This is a genomic window from Streptomyces sp. NPDC000348, assembly GCF_042898795.1.
GTDB lineage: Bacteria > Actinomycetota > Actinomycetes > Streptomycetales > Streptomycetaceae > Streptomyces.
This window is the reverse complement of record NZ_JBIAZD010000024.1, coordinates 59,810-75,596: the sequence shown is the minus strand read 5'-3', so window position 1 is coordinate 75,596 and position 15,787 is coordinate 59,810. Positions and strand designations below refer to the sequence as shown.

7 protein-coding genes are annotated in these 15,787 nt (G+C 75.2%); 1 reads left to right on the top strand and 6 read right to left on the bottom strand.

What is annotated here, in order from left to right; all coding sequences use genetic code 11:
* Positions 1–54 precede the first annotated feature (54 nt).
* From ACFY3N_RS32725 to ACFY3N_RS32715, 3 genes are read right to left on the bottom strand one after another with little or no spacing between them, the layout of a single operon-like run.
* Positions 55–6,855 carry an SDR family NAD(P)-dependent oxidoreductase gene (locus ACFY3N_RS32725; protein WP_390820438.1) on the bottom strand — a complete coding sequence of 2,267 codons (6,801 nt, stop codon included), beginning with the start codon at positions 6,853–6,855 and terminating at the stop codon, positions 55–57.
* Positions 6,852–7,775 carry an alpha/beta fold hydrolase gene (locus tag ACFY3N_RS32720; RefSeq protein ID WP_390820437.1) on the bottom strand — a complete coding sequence of 308 codons (924 nt, stop codon included), beginning with the start codon at positions 7,773–7,775 and terminating at the stop codon, positions 6,852–6,854. Before ACFY3N_RS32720 ends, ACFY3N_RS32725 begins: the two co-directional genes overlap by 4 nt.
* Complete coding sequence (locus tag ACFY3N_RS32715) at positions 7,759–8,025, bottom strand: acyl carrier protein (protein ID WP_004924036.1); 267 nt, start codon at positions 8,023–8,025, stop codon at positions 7,759–7,761. The genes ACFY3N_RS32720 and ACFY3N_RS32715 overlap by 17 nt, the downstream gene beginning before the upstream one ends.
* A gap of 535 nt (positions 8,026–8,560) precedes the next feature.
* Between ACFY3N_RS32715 and ACFY3N_RS32710 the strand changes: the two genes are divergently transcribed.
* Entirely contained in the window at positions 8,561–11,845 is a 3,285-nt protein-coding gene (locus ACFY3N_RS32710) for a LuxR C-terminal-related transcriptional regulator (protein ID WP_390820436.1), read from the top strand.
* A 43-nt stretch (positions 11,846–11,888) separates the two neighbouring features.
* On the opposite strand, the gene ACFY3N_RS32705 is transcribed toward ACFY3N_RS32710, so the two are convergent.
* From ACFY3N_RS32705 to ACFY3N_RS32695, 3 genes are read right to left on the bottom strand one after another with little or no spacing between them, the layout of a single operon-like run.
* Positions 11,889–13,124 (bottom strand): 3-deoxy-7-phosphoheptulonate synthase, encoded by a 1,236-nt coding sequence (locus ACFY3N_RS32705; protein ID WP_390820435.1) that lies wholly within the window; start codon positions 13,122–13,124, stop codon positions 11,889–11,891.
* A complete protein-coding gene (locus ACFY3N_RS32700) occupies positions 13,124–15,082 on the bottom strand; it encodes an anthranilate synthase family protein (RefSeq protein ID WP_390820434.1) in 1,959 nt (652 codons plus the stop codon). Before ACFY3N_RS32700 ends, ACFY3N_RS32705 begins: the two co-directional genes overlap by 1 nt.
* Positions 15,079–15,765: an isochorismatase family protein gene (locus ACFY3N_RS32695; RefSeq protein WP_390820433.1), complete on the bottom strand. Its 687-nt coding sequence runs from the start codon at positions 15,763–15,765 to the stop codon at positions 15,079–15,081. Before ACFY3N_RS32695 ends, ACFY3N_RS32700 begins: the two co-directional genes overlap by 4 nt.
* Positions 15,766–15,787 lie beyond the last annotated feature (22 nt).

The window sequence follows — 15,787 nt, the reverse complement described above, 5'->3', positions numbered from 1 at the left end:
GGGCGGGCGGCGGCGAACCGCCGCCCGCGCGGTACGTCCGGCACAGGCCACGGGTCAGCCCGCGAACTTGGCAGCCAGCTGCGGGGCCGAGACCACGGACACGTCGGTGAACCGGGCGAGGACCCGGCCGTCGGGGGCACAGGCGGTGACGGTGAGCCGGGAGTCCGGGCCCTCGTGCCGCACCGGCTCCACCACGACGAGGAACGTCCCCGGCGAGGTCAGCGGCGCGTGGAGTTCCACCCCGCCCACGGCGAGCGGCAGCCCGGCGGCGGACCGGAAGCGGCGCACCCAGACCAGCGCGGCCTGGAGCAGCAGGTCCGCGGGACCCGCCGCGTACCAGGACGCGGCGGCCGGCCCGGCCGTCGTCGCGACGGGCTCGCACTCCAGGACGAGCCGGGACTCCTCCTCGGCGAGCACCCGCCGCAGCCCGCGCAGTGCGGGCCCGTGGAAGAGCGTGCCGTCCTCGTACAGACCGGCGGCGTCCCGGCCGGACCCCGGTGCGGGCAGCCCGGTCAGCGGGGCGGCCGGTGCCAGGGGGCCGGTGACCACCGTGGCGGCGTAGTGCGGCCGTACCGAACCGTCCTCGGTGACCGACCGGACGGCCACCTTCACCCCGTCGTCGGCCGGGGTCATCACCACGCGGCACTCGTCGGGCCGGGTGCCGTCGAAGACGATCCCCTTGTGCACGGAGAAGTCGCGCAGCCGGACCGCGCGCCGCCCCCCTGCGTGTTCCACCGCGCCGAGCGCCCAGCCGATGGCCACGGCCGCCGGCAGGACGGGCACCGAGTCGATCAGGTGGTCGGTGACGAGCGGCGTGCCCTCCAGCTCGGTGAGCGACCGCCGTACGGTCGCCCCGGCCGGCAGGGCCGGGCGCTCCCGCGAGCTCAGCGGGGTGGTCGGGCCCAGCACCGTGACCGTGTCCGCGGCCCGCTCGGGGGCGAACTGGTCGGCGAACAGCCGGGCCCCCTCGGGAGCCTGGATGAGCGGGATGCCGCGCTCCTCGAACACCGCCTTGATCTGCGGGGAGACCATGCCGCTGTCCCAGGCGCCCCAGTTCAGCGAGGTGACCCTGGTGTGCGGCAGCCGTCGGCGGGCGGACGCGGCCCAGGCGTTGAGCACCTCGTTGGCCATCGCGTAGTCCGACTGCCCCTGGTTGCCGAAGAAGCCTGCGACCGACGAGAACAGCACCACGTGACGGAGGCGTTCGGCGGGCAGCGCGGCCATCACGGACCGCAGTCCGGCCAGCTTCGGGGCGAAGACCCGCTCGATCTCCGAGGCCTTCTTGTTGGCGATCAGCTGGTCGGCGAGGACCCCGGCGCCGTGCACCACACCCGTGACCCGGTCCCGGTACGGGGCGAGCACGGCGGCCGTCGCGGCCTGGTCGGTGATGTCCACGGCGAGGTACTCGGCCTCGCTGCCGGCCGCGTGCAGCGCGTCCAGCGTGGCCCGGATCTCCCGGCTGCCCGTCACGTCCGCCGCGAGCCGCCCCACCTTCTTGGGGGTCGGCTTCTCGCCCGCCGCCGTGAGGGAGGCCGCCGCGGCCGCCTTCAGACCGGAGTCCGGGACGCCGCGCGCCCAGTCGGGCTCCGCGTCGAGCGGGGTACGGCCGAGCAGCAGCAGCCGCGGCCGGTGCCGTTCGGCCAGTTCGAGCACACAGGTGGCGGTGATCCCGCGCGCGCCGCCGGTGACGACGAGGAGGTCGTCGGAGGTGGGCGCGCCGACCTCCGGGGCGTCCCCGGCGAGCGGCTGCTCGCCCAGCGTCAGTCCCACCCGGCGCGTCCCGTCGAGGCCGATCTGCACCGGCTCCGGGGCCGAGTCGGCGGCCTCGTCCAGCAGCAGCGCGGCCCCGGTGGCGGCGTCGAGGGCGGGGGAGAGGTCGACCGCGCGGCAGAACAGGGCGGGTGCCTCCAGCGCCAGCGTCTTGACGAGGCCCGCCACTCCGCCGGCCGGGGTCCGCTCCTCGGCGACCCCGGTGAGTCCGAAGGCGCCGTCCAGCACGGTCGCGGTGAGGAAGGCGGCACGGCCGTGCTCCGCCGCCTCGCTCAGCGGCCGTACGACGTGCCGGGCGAGGAGCAGCGAGTGTGCCAGCCGCCGGGTGCCCTCGGCCCACTCGGCGCGGGGCTGTGCGGTGACGTCGACGACCAGGGCGATGCGGTCGGTGAAGATCTCCTCGACCTGGGCGGCGAGTTCGGTGGTGCCCCATCCCGTGAGGGCGTGGTCGTGCACGCCGGCCGAGCGTGCCGGAACTCCCGGCAGACGCAGGGTGTGCACCCGCCGGCCGGTGCCGGTGAGCCGTTCGACGAGCCGTGCGGCCAGCTGCGAGCCGTCGTCCACGACGAGGGCGCCGTGGTCCGGGGCGTAGGCGTCGAGCAGCGGGTCGGGAGCGGGGAGGGTGACGAGCGCGGCCTGGGCCCGGCCGATGCGCGAGGGCTGCTCCGACGCCGGTTCCGGGGGGTGGTCCTCACCCGTCGACGCGCCCTGCGCGGACGAGCCGGCGGACGCGGTCTCCCGCGCGGCGGTACGGGGGACACCCGCGCCCGCCACGAAGTCGACGATGTCGCCCAGCGTCCGCAGTTCGGCCAGCTGTTCCGGGCCCGCGGCGCTGACGGCGCCGAAGCGTTCCTGGATGACGCCCATGATCTCGACGCGTTTGATGGAGTCGATGCCGAGGTCGGCTTCGACGTCCATGGTGAGGTCGAGCATGTCGGCGGGGTAGCCGGTCTTGTCGGCGACGACCTCGAGGAGGACGGAGCGGACGGTGTCGGCGTCGGGTGCGGTGGCCGGGGCCTGGGTTGTGGCCGGGGCCGGGGCCGGGGTTGTGGTGGTGCCGGCGACGAAGGTGACGATGTCGCCCAGGGTGCGCAGTTCGGCGAGTTGTTCGGGGCCGGCGGCGGTGACGGCGCCGAAGCGTTCCTGGATGACGCCCATGATCTCGACGCGTTTGATGGAGTCGATGCCGAGGTCGGCTTCGACGTCCATGGTGAGGTCGAGCATGTCGGCGGGGTAGCCGGTCTTGTCGGCGACGACCTCGAGGAGGACGGTGCGGACGGTGTCGGCGTCGGGTGCGGTGGCCGGGGCCTGGGTTGTGGCCGGGGCCGGGGCCGGGGTTGTGGTGGTGCCGGCGACGAAGGTGACGATGTCGCCCAGGGTGCGCAGTTCGGCGAGTTGTTCGGGGCCGGCGGCGGTGGTGGTGTCGAAGCGTTCCTGGATGACGCCCATGATCTCGACGCGTTTGATGGAGTCGATGCCGAGGTCGGCTTCGACGTCCATGGTGAGGTCGAGCATGTCGGCGGGGTAGCCGGTCTTGTCGGCGACGACCTCGAGGAGGACCGAGCGCACCTTGTCGGCGTCCGCGCCGGGAGCCGGAGCCGGAGCCGGAGCGGGGGCCGGGGCCTGCGCCGGGACGGGGGCCTGCGCCGGGGCCGGCGTCCAGGTCGCGGGCAGGGCGGGCGCGACCGCCGGCTCCGGAAGGGGCAGCGGCGCGGGAAGCGCGGGCTCCTGCGCCACGGGCGCGGGAGAGGGCGCTCCGGCCGGCGCCGGCGCCGGCCGGACCGGGGCGGTGGAGGACCCGGTGCCGAGCTCCAGCCCGGCCAGCCGGCCCAGGACCTCGTTGGCCCGGACGTGGGTGCGGCCGATCGCCAGCCCGTGCTCCTTGACCGAGCTGATCCCGGGCAGCACCTGGTCCAGCCTGCCCTCCTCGTCCGCCCGCTCCAGGAGCCGGGACAGGCGCTCGGCGCTCTGCAGCTGGCCGTTCAGATACTCGTCGTGGAGGGAGAGGTGGTCCGAGATGAGTTCGGTGAGTCGGTCGCTCGGCATGGGTGCGTTCTCCTGGGCGGGGCGGGGGTGGTCCGGTTCCGCAGCGACGGCCGGCAGCCGGGAGGCGGCCGCTTCGGGCGCCGGGTGCGGTGACTGCGGCACGGCGGCCGCGACGGCGGGCTCCGGTGCCGGGGGCGCCGCCGCCACGACCGGTACGGCGACCGGGGCCGGGGCGGGTGCCGCGACCGGGGCCGGGGCGGGTGCCGCGACCCGGTACCCGTTGGCCAGCGCGTCCTGGTAGGCGGCGCGGCGCTCCGGGGACACGTAGTTGATGCCGTTGAGCATCACCGTCATGCCCTTGGTGGGCGTCTCCGGCTCCGCCTCGGCCGTGTAGCGGTCGCTCGTGGCCAGGGGCAGGCCCAGCACCGCGAGCCGCGCCACGGCCTGCTTGAGCGTCAGGTCGGCGTCCCGGCCGGGGCCGCCGTCCAGCGAGACCGCGGTGTGCGGGCGCCCGCGCAGGATCCTGCCCACCAGACCGGCGAGCACCGTGCCCGGCCCGAACTCGACGAAGACGCGGAACCCGTCGGCGTACATCTCCTCGACCCGGGCGGCGAACTCCACCGGGTGGATCAGCTGTTCGGCGAGCACCCGGCGGTTGCCGGCGACGTCCGCGCCGTAGTCCGCCCCGGAGGTGTTGGCGTAGACCCGGCCGCGCGGCGCCGCCATGTCCGCGGCCTCCACGGCCGTACGGAAGTCGTCCACCGCGTGCGCCACGAACGGGGTGTGGAACGCGGCGGAGACCGGCAGCCGGCGGGCGCGCACGCCCGCGCGTTCCGCCGCCTCGAGCAGCAGCTCCACCTCCGCCGTCGCGCCGCCCACCACGATCTGGTCCGGCGCGTTGCGGTTGCAGACCAGCAGGCCGGCGCGCTGCGCCAGCAGCTCGGCGACCCGCTCCTCCGGAGCGAACACCGCCGCCATCGTCCCGGTGTCGTCCGCCTGACCGGACGCCGGCGACATGGCGCTGCCGCGGGCGCGCGCCAGCCGGTGCAGGGTGTCCTCGTCGTAGGCCCCGGCCGCGTACAGCGCGGTCAGCTCGCCGAAGCTGTGGCCGAGGAAACCCTCGGCGGTGAAACCGAGTTCGGTCAGGTACCGGAAGTGACCGGCGGACAGCGCCCCGATCGCCGGCTGCGCGTAGGCGGTGGCCCGCAGGGCCGCCTCCTGCGCGGCGCGGCCGGCCTCGTCGACGAGGGGCGGCGGGAAGGCCACCCGCGACAGCGGGGTGTCCTCCGGGTAGTGGCGGTTGGCGCGGTCGAACGAGGAGCGCAGCGGCGGCAGCGCCAGTACGGCGCTCAGTCCGGGCGCCACGTACTGGCTGCCCTGGCCCGCGAAGAGGGCGCCGACCCTGCCGGTCTCGCCGGCCGAACGGCGGTAGTGGATGCCCTTCGGATGGGTCCACTCCGGCGCCTCGGCCCGGGACCGCAGCTCACCGAGCGCGATCTCGCGCAGCGCCCGGGCGTCGTCCTCGCCGCGGGCGGCGAAGGCGAGGCGGGCGTGTCCCTCGGGCACCGGTCCCCCGGTGGGCGCCGCACCGGCGGCCAGCGCGTCGGCGAGGGCCGCCGGGTCGGGGGCGTGCCACAGGTGCACCCGGGCGACCGGGAACCGCACGGCGACGTCGTCGCCGTCGCCGTACTCCTCCAGGACGGCGTGGAAGTTGGTGCCGCCGAAGCCGAACGCGGACACCGCCGCACGGCGGTTCGGCCGCTTCGGGTCGCGGATCCACGGACGTGTCTGGGAGTTGACGTAGAACGGGCTCTCCGGCCCGAAGGCGGAGCCGGCCCGGGTGACGTTGATGGTGGGGGGCAGCACCTTGTGCTGCAGGGCGAGCGCCAGCTTGATCAGCCCGGCCGCTCCCGCGGCCGCCTTGGTGTGCCCGATCTGCGACTTGACGCTGCCGATGGCCGCGTACTCCCGCTCCCCGCCGTCCTTGCCCACCACCTCGGTGAGCGCGCCGATCTCGGTGGCGTCGCCGACCGCCGTGCCGGTGCCGTGCGCCTCGAACAGCTCGATGCTGTCGGGGGACACGTCCGCGTCCCGGTAGGCGCGGTTCAGCGCCACCATCTGGCCTTCCTTGCGCGGCGCGTAGATGGACTTGAAGCGCCCGTCGCTGGAGGTGCCCAGACCCCGCAGGACCGCGTAGATCCGGTTGCCGTCGCGTTCGGCGTCGGCCAGCCGGCGCAGGGCGAGCATGCCGATGCCCTCACCGATCAGCGTGCCGTCGGCCTCGCTGTCGAAGGGCCGGATGCGGCCCGACTTCGACAGCGCCGGGGTCTTGCTGAAGCACAGGTACATGAAGATCGTGTTCTCGGCGTCGCACCCGCCGGCCAGCATGGTGTCGGCCCGGCCCTCCAGCAGTTCGCTGACGGCGGTGCGGACGGCACCCAGCGAGCTGGCGCAGGCGGCGTCGATCGTCATGTTGATCCCGCCGAGGTCGAACCGGTTGGCGATCCGGCCGGCGACGACGTTGCCGAGCATGCCGGGGAAGGAGTTCTCCTCCCACGGGGCGTACGCCATGCGGAACTTGGCGGCGATCTCCTCGGCGTCGCGGTCCGAGAGGCCGCAGCTCCTGACCACTTCCTTGAGCACCGGGCTCTGCAGACGGGCGGTGAGGGGCTGGGTGAGCTGGTTGGCACCGGTGATGCCGAGCACGACACCCGTGCGCGAGGCGTCGTACCACTCCTGGTCCGCTCCCGCGTCCTTCAGCAGGTCGCGGGTGACGACCAGGCTGAGCAGCTGCAGTACGTCGGTGACCTCGAGGGTGTTGGGCGGCAGACCGAACTCGAGCGGGTTGAACGGCACGTCCGGGATGAAGCCGCCCCGCTTGGCGTACGTCTTGTCGGGCGCCGAGGGGTCGGGGTCGTAGAACTCGTCGACGTCCCAGTGGGTCGCCGGCACCTCCGTCGTGCAGTCGGCCGCCGCGACGACGTTGGACCAGTACTCCTGGAGGTTGCGCGCCTTCGGATAGAGCGCGGAGAGGCCGACGATGGCGATCGGGTCGCGGGCCAGCCGTCGGTCGAGGGTGCGTTGCTGGGATTCGTTCACGGCGAGGGCCTCCGGGTCGTGACGAGGTGCGCCGGCCGGAGGGATGGCACCAGTCCGGCTATGGCCTGCGAGGAGTCCGGGCGGATGAGCATGGTGTAGTGGTCGCCGGGCACCGAATGGGCGGTGATCCCGCGGCCGGCCAGCTCCTCCCAGCCGAGCGTCGGGTCCGAGGGGATGAGACTGTTGCCGGCCTTGATCTGGACCAGCGGAACGGTGGCGGGCGCCGGACGGTACGGAGCCGTCAGCCGGTTGTTGCGCAGCAGCCCCGCCGTGTAGGCCTCGAAGAGCTTGCGCACGCCGGCCGGCGGCGTGCCCTGCGGCAGCGCGCCCGCGGCGATCGCGTCCTCGAGCAGCAGGGTCAGCGCGGTGCCGGCGTCCGCCCCCTTCGGCACCGGGCGCGGACGCACCTCGGCGCCGCGCCGGGCGCCCAGGAACATCGCGAACCAGCGGAGGACGAGCGTGGGGTCGATCTCGTCGCCCTCGGTGTGCTGGTAGGTGTCCGTGGGGGCGATGCTGTCCAGCAGCACCACGCCGCGGGGCCGCTCGTGCGGCTCCAGCCGTTCGGCCAGGCCGTGGGCGAGCACTCCGCCGAAGGACCAGCCCACCAGCACGGTGTCCGCGCCGTCCCCGCCGGTGCGGTCGCGGTCGGCGCGGTAGGCGGTGGTGAGCAGGTCGATGAGGTGGTCGATGGTCAGCCGGGAGCGTTCCGGCGCGAGCGCGGCCTCCCCGTACTCGGGCACCGCGCCCAGGTCCAGTACGGCGAACCCGGTCTCCCGGGGCAGTGCGCCGGACAGGCCGGCCCAGAGGCCCACGGGCAGGGCACCGGGGTGCACCGCGTAGACGGTGCCCGCGCCGGGCGCGGCCTCCCGGTGCCGTATCAGCAGCTTCGGCGGTGACGTCGCGTCAGGCCGTCGCGCCATGCCGCGCACTCTCCTCGGCGATGTGCGCCGACAGGGCCTCGATGGTCGGGTGGTACCACAGCGCCGTGGTGCCCAGCTCGAAGCCCAGCCAGCTCTCCATCTCGCCGGCGATGATCAGCGCCTCCGTGCTGTCCATGTCGAGTTCGTCGAAGTACTGGCCCGGAGGAATGGCCGAGGGCTGCTCGCCGAGCCGCTCCGCGATCTTCTCGATCAGCCACTTTTGCACCTCGTCGGCCGTGACCTTGCCCATGACCCGTTCCTTTCTCGTGCCTCTACGTACGCGTGCACTCCGGGCGCGTTATTCGCGGAAGCCGGAGTGGGCGGGTTTCTGCGGGAGAACAAAGAGCGGTCAGGCCGCCGCTCGCAGTTCGGGAGCGTAGGTAGGCCGACACCTTTCGCGCAACTCAATCGCGAGCGACGGAAGATCGGCTGCCGTGGCCGGATTGCGATGCCTCGATTACCTGTTTTCCCAGGTGAGAGGGGTGTGCCCGGTTCCGCCCGGCCGAGGGGGCGGCTGATTCGGCAAGGTTTTCGCGGGTGCGACCCGACCCAGCCTTGGTCGCGGCTCATCCGCCGTGTCAGCGCGGCGTCAGAATCACCTCAGTGTGGCGTCCGACGGCTCTCCTATCGTGAACGGTGTTCCATGCGGCATATTCCACGGCCGTTGTCCCGCGCGCCCCTCCGTCGGTGGAGCCTTACGCGAAAGCGGCCTTCAAAAAAGGGTGACTGCTATTCCGCACATTCCGTGATCGATTCCTTCTCACCGAGAATGGACAAGGACCGAAATGCCGACCGAGATCGAACAGATGTGGGCGGTCACGGCTCGCCAGGGGGAACTGCGGGCCATCGACTCCGCTCTGACGGACCGCGGCGGGATCCTCCTCACCGGCACCACCGGTGTGGGCAAGACGCGCCTGCTCGCCGCCTCTCTCCAACGTGCCGCTGCCGAGGGCCGCACCGTCGTGGCGGTCGGCGGGGCAGGCGGTCCGGAGACCGGCTGCGCGGAGAACTTCTGCTCACTCGCCGAGTGCCTGGACCGGCTGGAGTCCGTCCGGCGGCACAGCGATCCCGCACGGCGCACCGTCGTCGGCTTCGACGACGCCCATCTGGTGGACGAGTCCGCCGCCCACCGGCTGTACCGTCTGACCGCCTCCGGGCGGGTCGCGGTCGCCGCCACCGCCCGCCGGGACGCCGCGCTGCCCGCCGGGGTGGACAAACTCTGGGTGGAGCGCCTCGTGGAGCGCCTGGAGGTGCTGCCGTTCGCCCGGGACGTGGTGAGCTCCATCCTCAGCCGCCGGGTCGGCGGGCCGGTGGACTCCCCGACGCTGGAACGGCTGTGGGCCACCACCCGGGGCAACGCCCTGATCCTGCACGAACTCGTCGAGTACGCCCTGGCGGACGGCTCGCTGCGCCGCGTGGACGGGCACTGGCACTGGGACGGGCTGCCCGCACGGCCGCCCGAGCGGCTGGCCGACATCGTCTGCCTCCGGCTGCGCGACCTGGCGCCCGAGGAGCAGGAACTGGTGAACGTGCTGGCCGTGGTCGGGCAGGTGGAGTACGGGCTGGCCGAGCGGCTCGGTCTGGCCCGCGCCGCGGAGACGCTCGACGAGCGCGACCTCGTGCAGATCGAGTACAGCGGACGCCGGGTCGGCATCCGGCTCACCGAACCGCTCACCGGGGCGGTCGTGGCGGACCGCATGTCCGGGCTCACCGCCCAGCGGCTGCGGCTCCAGCTCGCCGACGCGATCGAGGCCACCGGCGCGCGGCGCGAGGACGACGTCGTACGGATGGCCACCCTGCGGATGGCGGCCGGCCGCGTCCCGGAACCGGCGGTCCTGCTCGCCGCGGCACGCACCGCGGCCCACCGCCGCGACTTCCCCCTCACCGAACGCCTGTGCCGCTCGGTACTCGGCGGGACCACCCGCGCGCCCCGGCCGGACGCACCCGGCACTCCTCCCGCGGTCCCGCCGGCCGGACCCGGCGGGGCGCTGCCCGCCCGGGTGACCGCCGACGCGACGGACGGCGCGGCCCCCGCGTCCGCTCCCGCCGGCGGGGTTCCGGCGGCCGGCCCCGTGACGGCGTTGCCCGGCGGGCCGGCGGCGGGCGGCCCGCCGACCGGTGAGGCGGCCGTCGCCCGCGGGGCCGACGGTCCGCCGGCTGCCGGCGGTTCCGCGGCGGCCGGTGAGGGGACGCGGGCCCTCGACGTTCCCCCGGCAGCCGGTGACGGGACGCGGGCCTTCGGCGATGCTGCGGTGGCCGGTGACGGGACGCCGGCCTTCGACGTTCCCCCGGCGGCCGGTGACGGGACGCGGGCCTTCGGCGATGCTGCGGCGGCCGGTGACGGAACGCGGGCCCTCGGGGTTCCCGCGCCGGTCCCGGCCGGTGAGGCGGCCGTCGGCGGTGCCTTCGGGACGGGACCGGCGCACGGGCCGGTGGCCGGTGACGGCGCGCCGGGCCCGGGCCGTGCGGCGGGCGGTGGTCACGCGGCTCGCGGGGCTGCGCCCGCCGCCGATGACGCCGCCGCCCCGGCCGGGGACGTGACGGCCGCCGACACCGCGCGTGCCGCGCTGCTGCTCGGGCGGGCGCTCGCCGGGCAGGGGCGGTACCAGGAGGCCGAGGAGGTGTTCGCGGGCGCTCTCGCCGGACGGGCGGAGCCGCTCACGCGGACGCTGCCGCAGGACGAGCTGATCACCGCCGTGCGCGACCGGGCCGACAACGCCGCCTGGGGACTGGGACGCGGCGCCGACGCCGCCGCCGTCGTGGACGGCCTGCCCGCCGGACTCGGCGCACAGGGCACGGGCGTGCGCCACGGGTTCCACGCCGTGCTGGCCCTGCTCGACGACCGGCCGGACGACGCGGCACGCGCGGGACGCACCCTCCTGCCGGGGGAGCCGCCCGACTCCCCGGTGGTGCAGCACCTGCTGCCCCCCGCCGCCTTCGCGCTGAGCGAGCTCGGCCGGCCCGCGGACGCGCTCACCCTGATCGGCCGGTACGCGCACGACCTCGACGGCTGGCACGACGACGCCCGCCTGCAGTGCCTGGTGGTGACGGCGCGCTGCGCCTTCGCCCAGGGCGACCTCGACCGCGTGGCGGAGGCCCTCGAGGCGACCGGCCGCTTCGCCGCCCAGGGCGACGACCCGCGCCGGCTCCAGCTGGCCCTGCTCCGCTCCCGCCTGCTGCGGCTGCTCGGCCGGCCGGCCGAGGCGGTCACCCTGCTGCGCGGCGCCAGCGCCCTGCGGGTGCGGCGCGACTGGCTGGGCACGCCCTCCTGGACGCTGGCCCAGCTCGCGGGCGCGCTCGCCGAGGCGGGCAGGCCGACGGAGGCGCTGCAGACCCTGGTCGAGGCCCAGACCGCACGGCGGGACGCCCCCGCCTACCCGCTGGCCGACGACGCCCTCCTCCTCGAACACGCCGTCGTGCTCGCCCACACCGGGGACCGCTCGGGCGCCGCCTGCCGTGCCCTGGAGGTCGTCCGGCGGGCCGCCGCCCGCCCCGCGACCGCGCTGGCCGCGCTGCACCTGGCCGTACGGGTCGCGGACGTGCCGCGCGAGGCCGTCCGTGCCGCGCACCTCGCCGCCGGGGCCGATTCGGAGCTGATGCGGCTCCAGGCCGACCACGTCGTCGCGCTGACCCGCTCGGACGGCGAGGCGCTGGAGGACGTCTCGGCCCGCTTCCGCACCATGGGAGCGGTCGCACTGGCGGCCGAGGCGGCGGCGCAGGCCGCGGAGATGTACCGCAAGGACGGCCGGCGCCGGGCGAGCCGGCTGGCCCGCGCCGCGAGCGCGCGGCTCCTCGCGGAGTCCGGCTGCGCCCTCGTGCCGTGGGCCGGTCCCCAGGAGCACCGGCAGCCGGACCGCACCGCGCCCCTCACCCGGCGGGAACGCGAGGTCGCCGCGCTCGCGGCCGGCGGACTGTCGAACCGGGACATCGCGGAGCGCCTGGTGGTCTCGGTCCGCACGGTCGAGAACCACCTGTACCGGGTCTACGAGAAACTCGGCATCACCGCCCGCTCCGACCTGGGCGGCGCCCTGCAGGGCGCCGCCCGCCGCACGCTGGGCCGGGCCGCCTGAAGGACCCGCGCCGGGCAGGGCGTCGCCGCCCTGCCCGGACCCGTCAGCCGGCCGCCACCAGGGACGGCGTGCGCAGACCGGCGATCAGCCGCCCGAGCTCGAGGGTCTGGGTGCGGTTCAGCCGGGGATCGCAGGCCGACTCGTAGCGGGACGCGAGGTCCGCGGGGCGGACGCCCGCGCTCCACACCGCGCCCGAGCCGCCGCCCAGGCACTCGGTGACATCCGCGCCGGTCATCTCCAGGTGGACACCGCCGGGGTGCGTGCCCAGTGCCCGGTGCACCTCGAAGAAGCCGGCGATCTCCTCGTACACGTCGTCGAAGTACCGCGTCTTGCGGCCGTTCACCCGGACGGTGTTGCCGTGCATCGGGTCGCACACCCAGGCCACCGGGACGCCCGCGTCGGCGACCGCGCCGACCAGCTCCGGCAGCACCCGCCGGACCGCGCCCGCACCGGTCCGCACGATGAAGGTCAGCCGGCCGGGCACCGCCCCGGGGTTGAGCGTCCGGGCGAGCCGCAGCAGGTCGTCCGGACGGGCACCGGGACCGATCTTCACCGCCACCGGGTTGGCGACCCGGGACAGGAACGCGATGTGCGCCCCCTCGGGGTCCCGGGTGCGCTCGCCCGCCCACAGCAGGTGCCCGGAGCCGGCGTACGCGCGTCCCGTGCGGGAATCCTGCCGGGTCAGCGGGAGTTCGTAGTCCATCAGCAGCGCCTCGTGGGACACGAACACCTCCCGCGCCACCGGACGCGGCACCGGGTCCGGGCGGTCGGCGACGAGCCGCAGCGTGGTCGCGGCGGCCTCGTACGCCCGCAGCATGCGCCGGGGGTCGGGGGTGCGGTCCTCGGCGGTGAAGGCCGCGCCGTTGACCGCGTCACCGCGGTAGGCGGGCAGGGTGCGCCCCTGCACCGTCTCCAGCGGGCTGGAGCGCGGTTTGGCGTACTGTCCGGCGAGCCGCCCGACCGTCACCACCGGCATCCCGAGGGACCTCTCCAGGGTCCCCGCCACGCGCAGCAGCGTCTCCACGGTGCCGTGCACCGCGGCCGGCGTGGCCCGCTCGATCATCTCGGCGCAGTCGCCGCCCTGGAGCAGGAAGGCCCGCCCCCGCGCGACCTCGCCCAGCAGCGCGGCCAGCCGGTCGCTGTCGTGCGGACTCACGAGCGGGGGCAGGGCGGCCAGCCGCTCCCGGACGCGGGTCACCTCGTCGGGATCGGGCCACTGCGGCTGCTGCTCGGCCGGGCGTACGGCGGCCGGCGGCACGGGGGACTGCGGTACGGACATCACGCCGGGACTCCCTGGTCGGGCGAGGGGCAGACGGGGGCGAGCAGGCCGGTGAGCAGGTCGCCCAGGACACGGTCGCCGTGCCTGGTCATCACCGACGCCGGATGGAACTGCACGGAGCAGAACCCGGGACCGCGCAGCGCGTGCACCTCGTTGCCGGGAACGTCCCGGGCGACGCGGACCGTGCCGGGGCGCACCGGGGCGCTGGGGATCTCGTCGGCGTCGGCGACCGCGGTGAACGAGTTGTAGAAGTAGACCAGTTCACGCGCGCCGAACAGGTCGACGGCGCGCTGCACTCCCTGGTTGGGCACCGGGCGGCGGACCAGCTCCAGGCCCAGCGTCCGGCTCAGCACCTGGTGGCCCAGGCAGACGGAGAGGAACGGGGTGTCCTGCTCCAGGAGCTGCCCGGTGACCTCGTACAGGATGTCGATCTTCGCGTGGCCGCGGTCCCGCGGATCACCCGGCCCCGGTCCGACGACGACGAGGTCCGGCCCCTGCAGCGCGTAGTCCTCGTCGTACCGGCGGACCTCCACGTCGCAGCCCAGGGACCGCAGCAGGGTGGCGCCCATGGCCGTGAAGTGGTCCTCGGCGTCGATGATCAGGACGCCGAGCCCCTCCAGGGCCGGCCACCGGGTACCGCGCGATCCCGGATCGGTCAGCCAGAACGGCGCCAGCGGCTCGTTGCGCCGGACCAGCGCCTCCTCCACGGACGGCAGCCGGGCCAGCCGGTCGCCGCGACCGGCCGGGGCGGCGGGAGGGGACGCGTCCTCGTCGGCCGCGCCGGCGACGGCCGCCAGCAGCCCCGCCGCCTTGGCGCGGGTCTCGGCGGCCTCGGCCATCGGGTCGGAGTCGCGCACCAGCGTCGCGCCGACCCCCAGCCGCAGCGCTCCCGCGCGGTCGATGTCCATGGTCCGGATCAGGATCGCCGAGTCCATGGTCCGCTCTCCCGCGCTGCGGCCCACCAGCGCGGCCACCCCGGAGTAGTAGCCGCGCCCCCCGGGCTCGAACCGCGCGATCACCGAACAGGCGCTCTCCAGCGGGCTGCCGGTCACGGTCGGCGCCAGCAGGGTGCGGCGCAGGATCTCGCGCGGGTCGAGGTCGGTGCGGCCCTCGATGAAGTACTCGGTGTGGGCGATGTGCGCCATCATGCGCAGCCGCGGACCGAGGACCCGGCCGCCGTCCGCGCACACCGCGCTCATCATCTTCAGCTCCTCGTCGACGACCATGAAGAGCTCGTTGGTCTCCTTGTCGTCGGCCAGGAACTCCAGCAGCCCCTCCGCCTCCGGGCCCTCCTCGGGGTAGCGGTAGGTGCCGCTGATCGGGTTCATCACGGCCCGCCCCCGGTCCAGGGACACGTGCCGCTCCGGGCTGGCGCCGACCAGGGTGCGGTCGCCTAGGTGGACCAGGAACGTCCAGTGCTGTCCGGACGTACGGCGCAGCAGCCGGCCGTAGTAGGCCAGCGCGGCCGGCACCGACCAGCCCGCCAGCCGTGCCGAGTAGTCGCGGCGGAGCACGAAGTTCGCGCCCGCCCCGGTGGCGATCTCCTCGTCCAGGACCCGGCGCACGGTGTCGGCGTAGCGGCGGTCGTCCAGTTCGAAGCCGCCGTCCTCCAGGCGCAGCGGGTGGTCGGCGGACCGGGGAAGGGCGGCGAGCACCTCGGCCAGCGGCAGCGACTCCTGCTCGGTGATCCGCAGACCGGCCAGCGGTGTGCCGTCGTCGACGTGGTCGAAGCCCCGTTCGCCGATCTGCCGGTGGGGGACCAGGGCCAGCAGCTCGAACCCGTCGTCACCGGACTCCTCCAGCGGGAGGTCGGCGAGCGCCCCGTACACGTCCACCGGTCCGGCCAGCACGTCGACGCGGTCCGGCGCCCCCGACTCGGGGCGGTGCAGCAGGGCGAACGGGGCGCTGTGCGTGCCGTCCGCGATCCGGCGCAGCAGGGAGCCCGCGCCGGCGGTCACGACCGTGCCTCCGCGAGCTCGGCGCCCGGCGCCCGGTGCCCGTCCAGCGCGGTCACCAGGGTGCTCGTCGGCAGCACCATGGCGCACCGCGCCGCCATGTACGACAGGGCCAGCCGGTGGTGGCCCCGGGAGAAGTCCGCGGTGGCGTCGCCCGCGACGAAGGTGCGGATGCCGTGCGCGAACCCGTCGGAGGCGGTCAGCAGGATGCCCACGTGGGCGTAGATCCCGCACAGCACCATCTGGTCGCGGCCCGAGGCGCGCAGCAGCCGCAGCAGCTCGCCGCCGTGGTAGGCGCTGGCACGCCACTTGACGAGCACGGTGTCGCCCTCGTCGGGGACCAGTTCGTCGACGACCGCGCGGTGCTCGGGGCGCGCGCTCATGCCGGGACCCCAGAAGTCGGCGAGCAGTCCGCGGTCGTCGGGGCTCATGTCGCCCGGCTGGGCGGTGTAGAGGACCGGGACGCCCGCGCGGGCCGCGGCCTCGCGCAGCGCGACGGTGTGCCGGACGAGTTCGGTGCGCGGCGACCGGTGCGCGGGCAGCTTCTCCACGAAGAAGCGCTGCATGTCGTGGACGAGGAGTACGGCCCGGTCCGGGTCCAGGACCCACTCGGCGGTGTTCCGCGGCAGGTCGGCGGCGGTGGGCATGGCATGGGGGACGATCTCGGGAACGGCAGCCTGCGTCATGGTGTGCCCTTCTGGGTCTTCG

Excerpts from the sequence above, each read along its gene's own strand:
- ACFY3N_RS32715 (WP_004924036.1), bottom strand. The coding sequence starts at position 8,025 with ATGGGCAAGGTCACGGCCGACGAGGTGCAAAAGTGGCTGATCGAGAAG.
- ACFY3N_RS32710 (WP_390820436.1), top strand. The coding sequence starts at position 8,561 with ATGCCGACCGAGATCGAACAGATGTGGGCGGTCACGGCTCGCCAGGGG.
- ACFY3N_RS32705 (WP_390820435.1), bottom strand. The coding sequence starts at position 13,124 with ATGTCCGTACCGCAGTCCCCCGTGCCGCCGGCCGCCGTACGCCCGGCC.
- ACFY3N_RS32695 (WP_390820433.1), bottom strand. The coding sequence starts at position 15,765 with ATGACGCAGGCTGCCGTTCCCGAGATCGTCCCCCATGCCATGCCCACC.
- ACFY3N_RS32720 (WP_390820437.1), bottom strand. The coding sequence starts at position 7,775 with ATGGCGCGACGGCCTGACGCGACGTCACCGCCGAAGCTGCTGATACGG.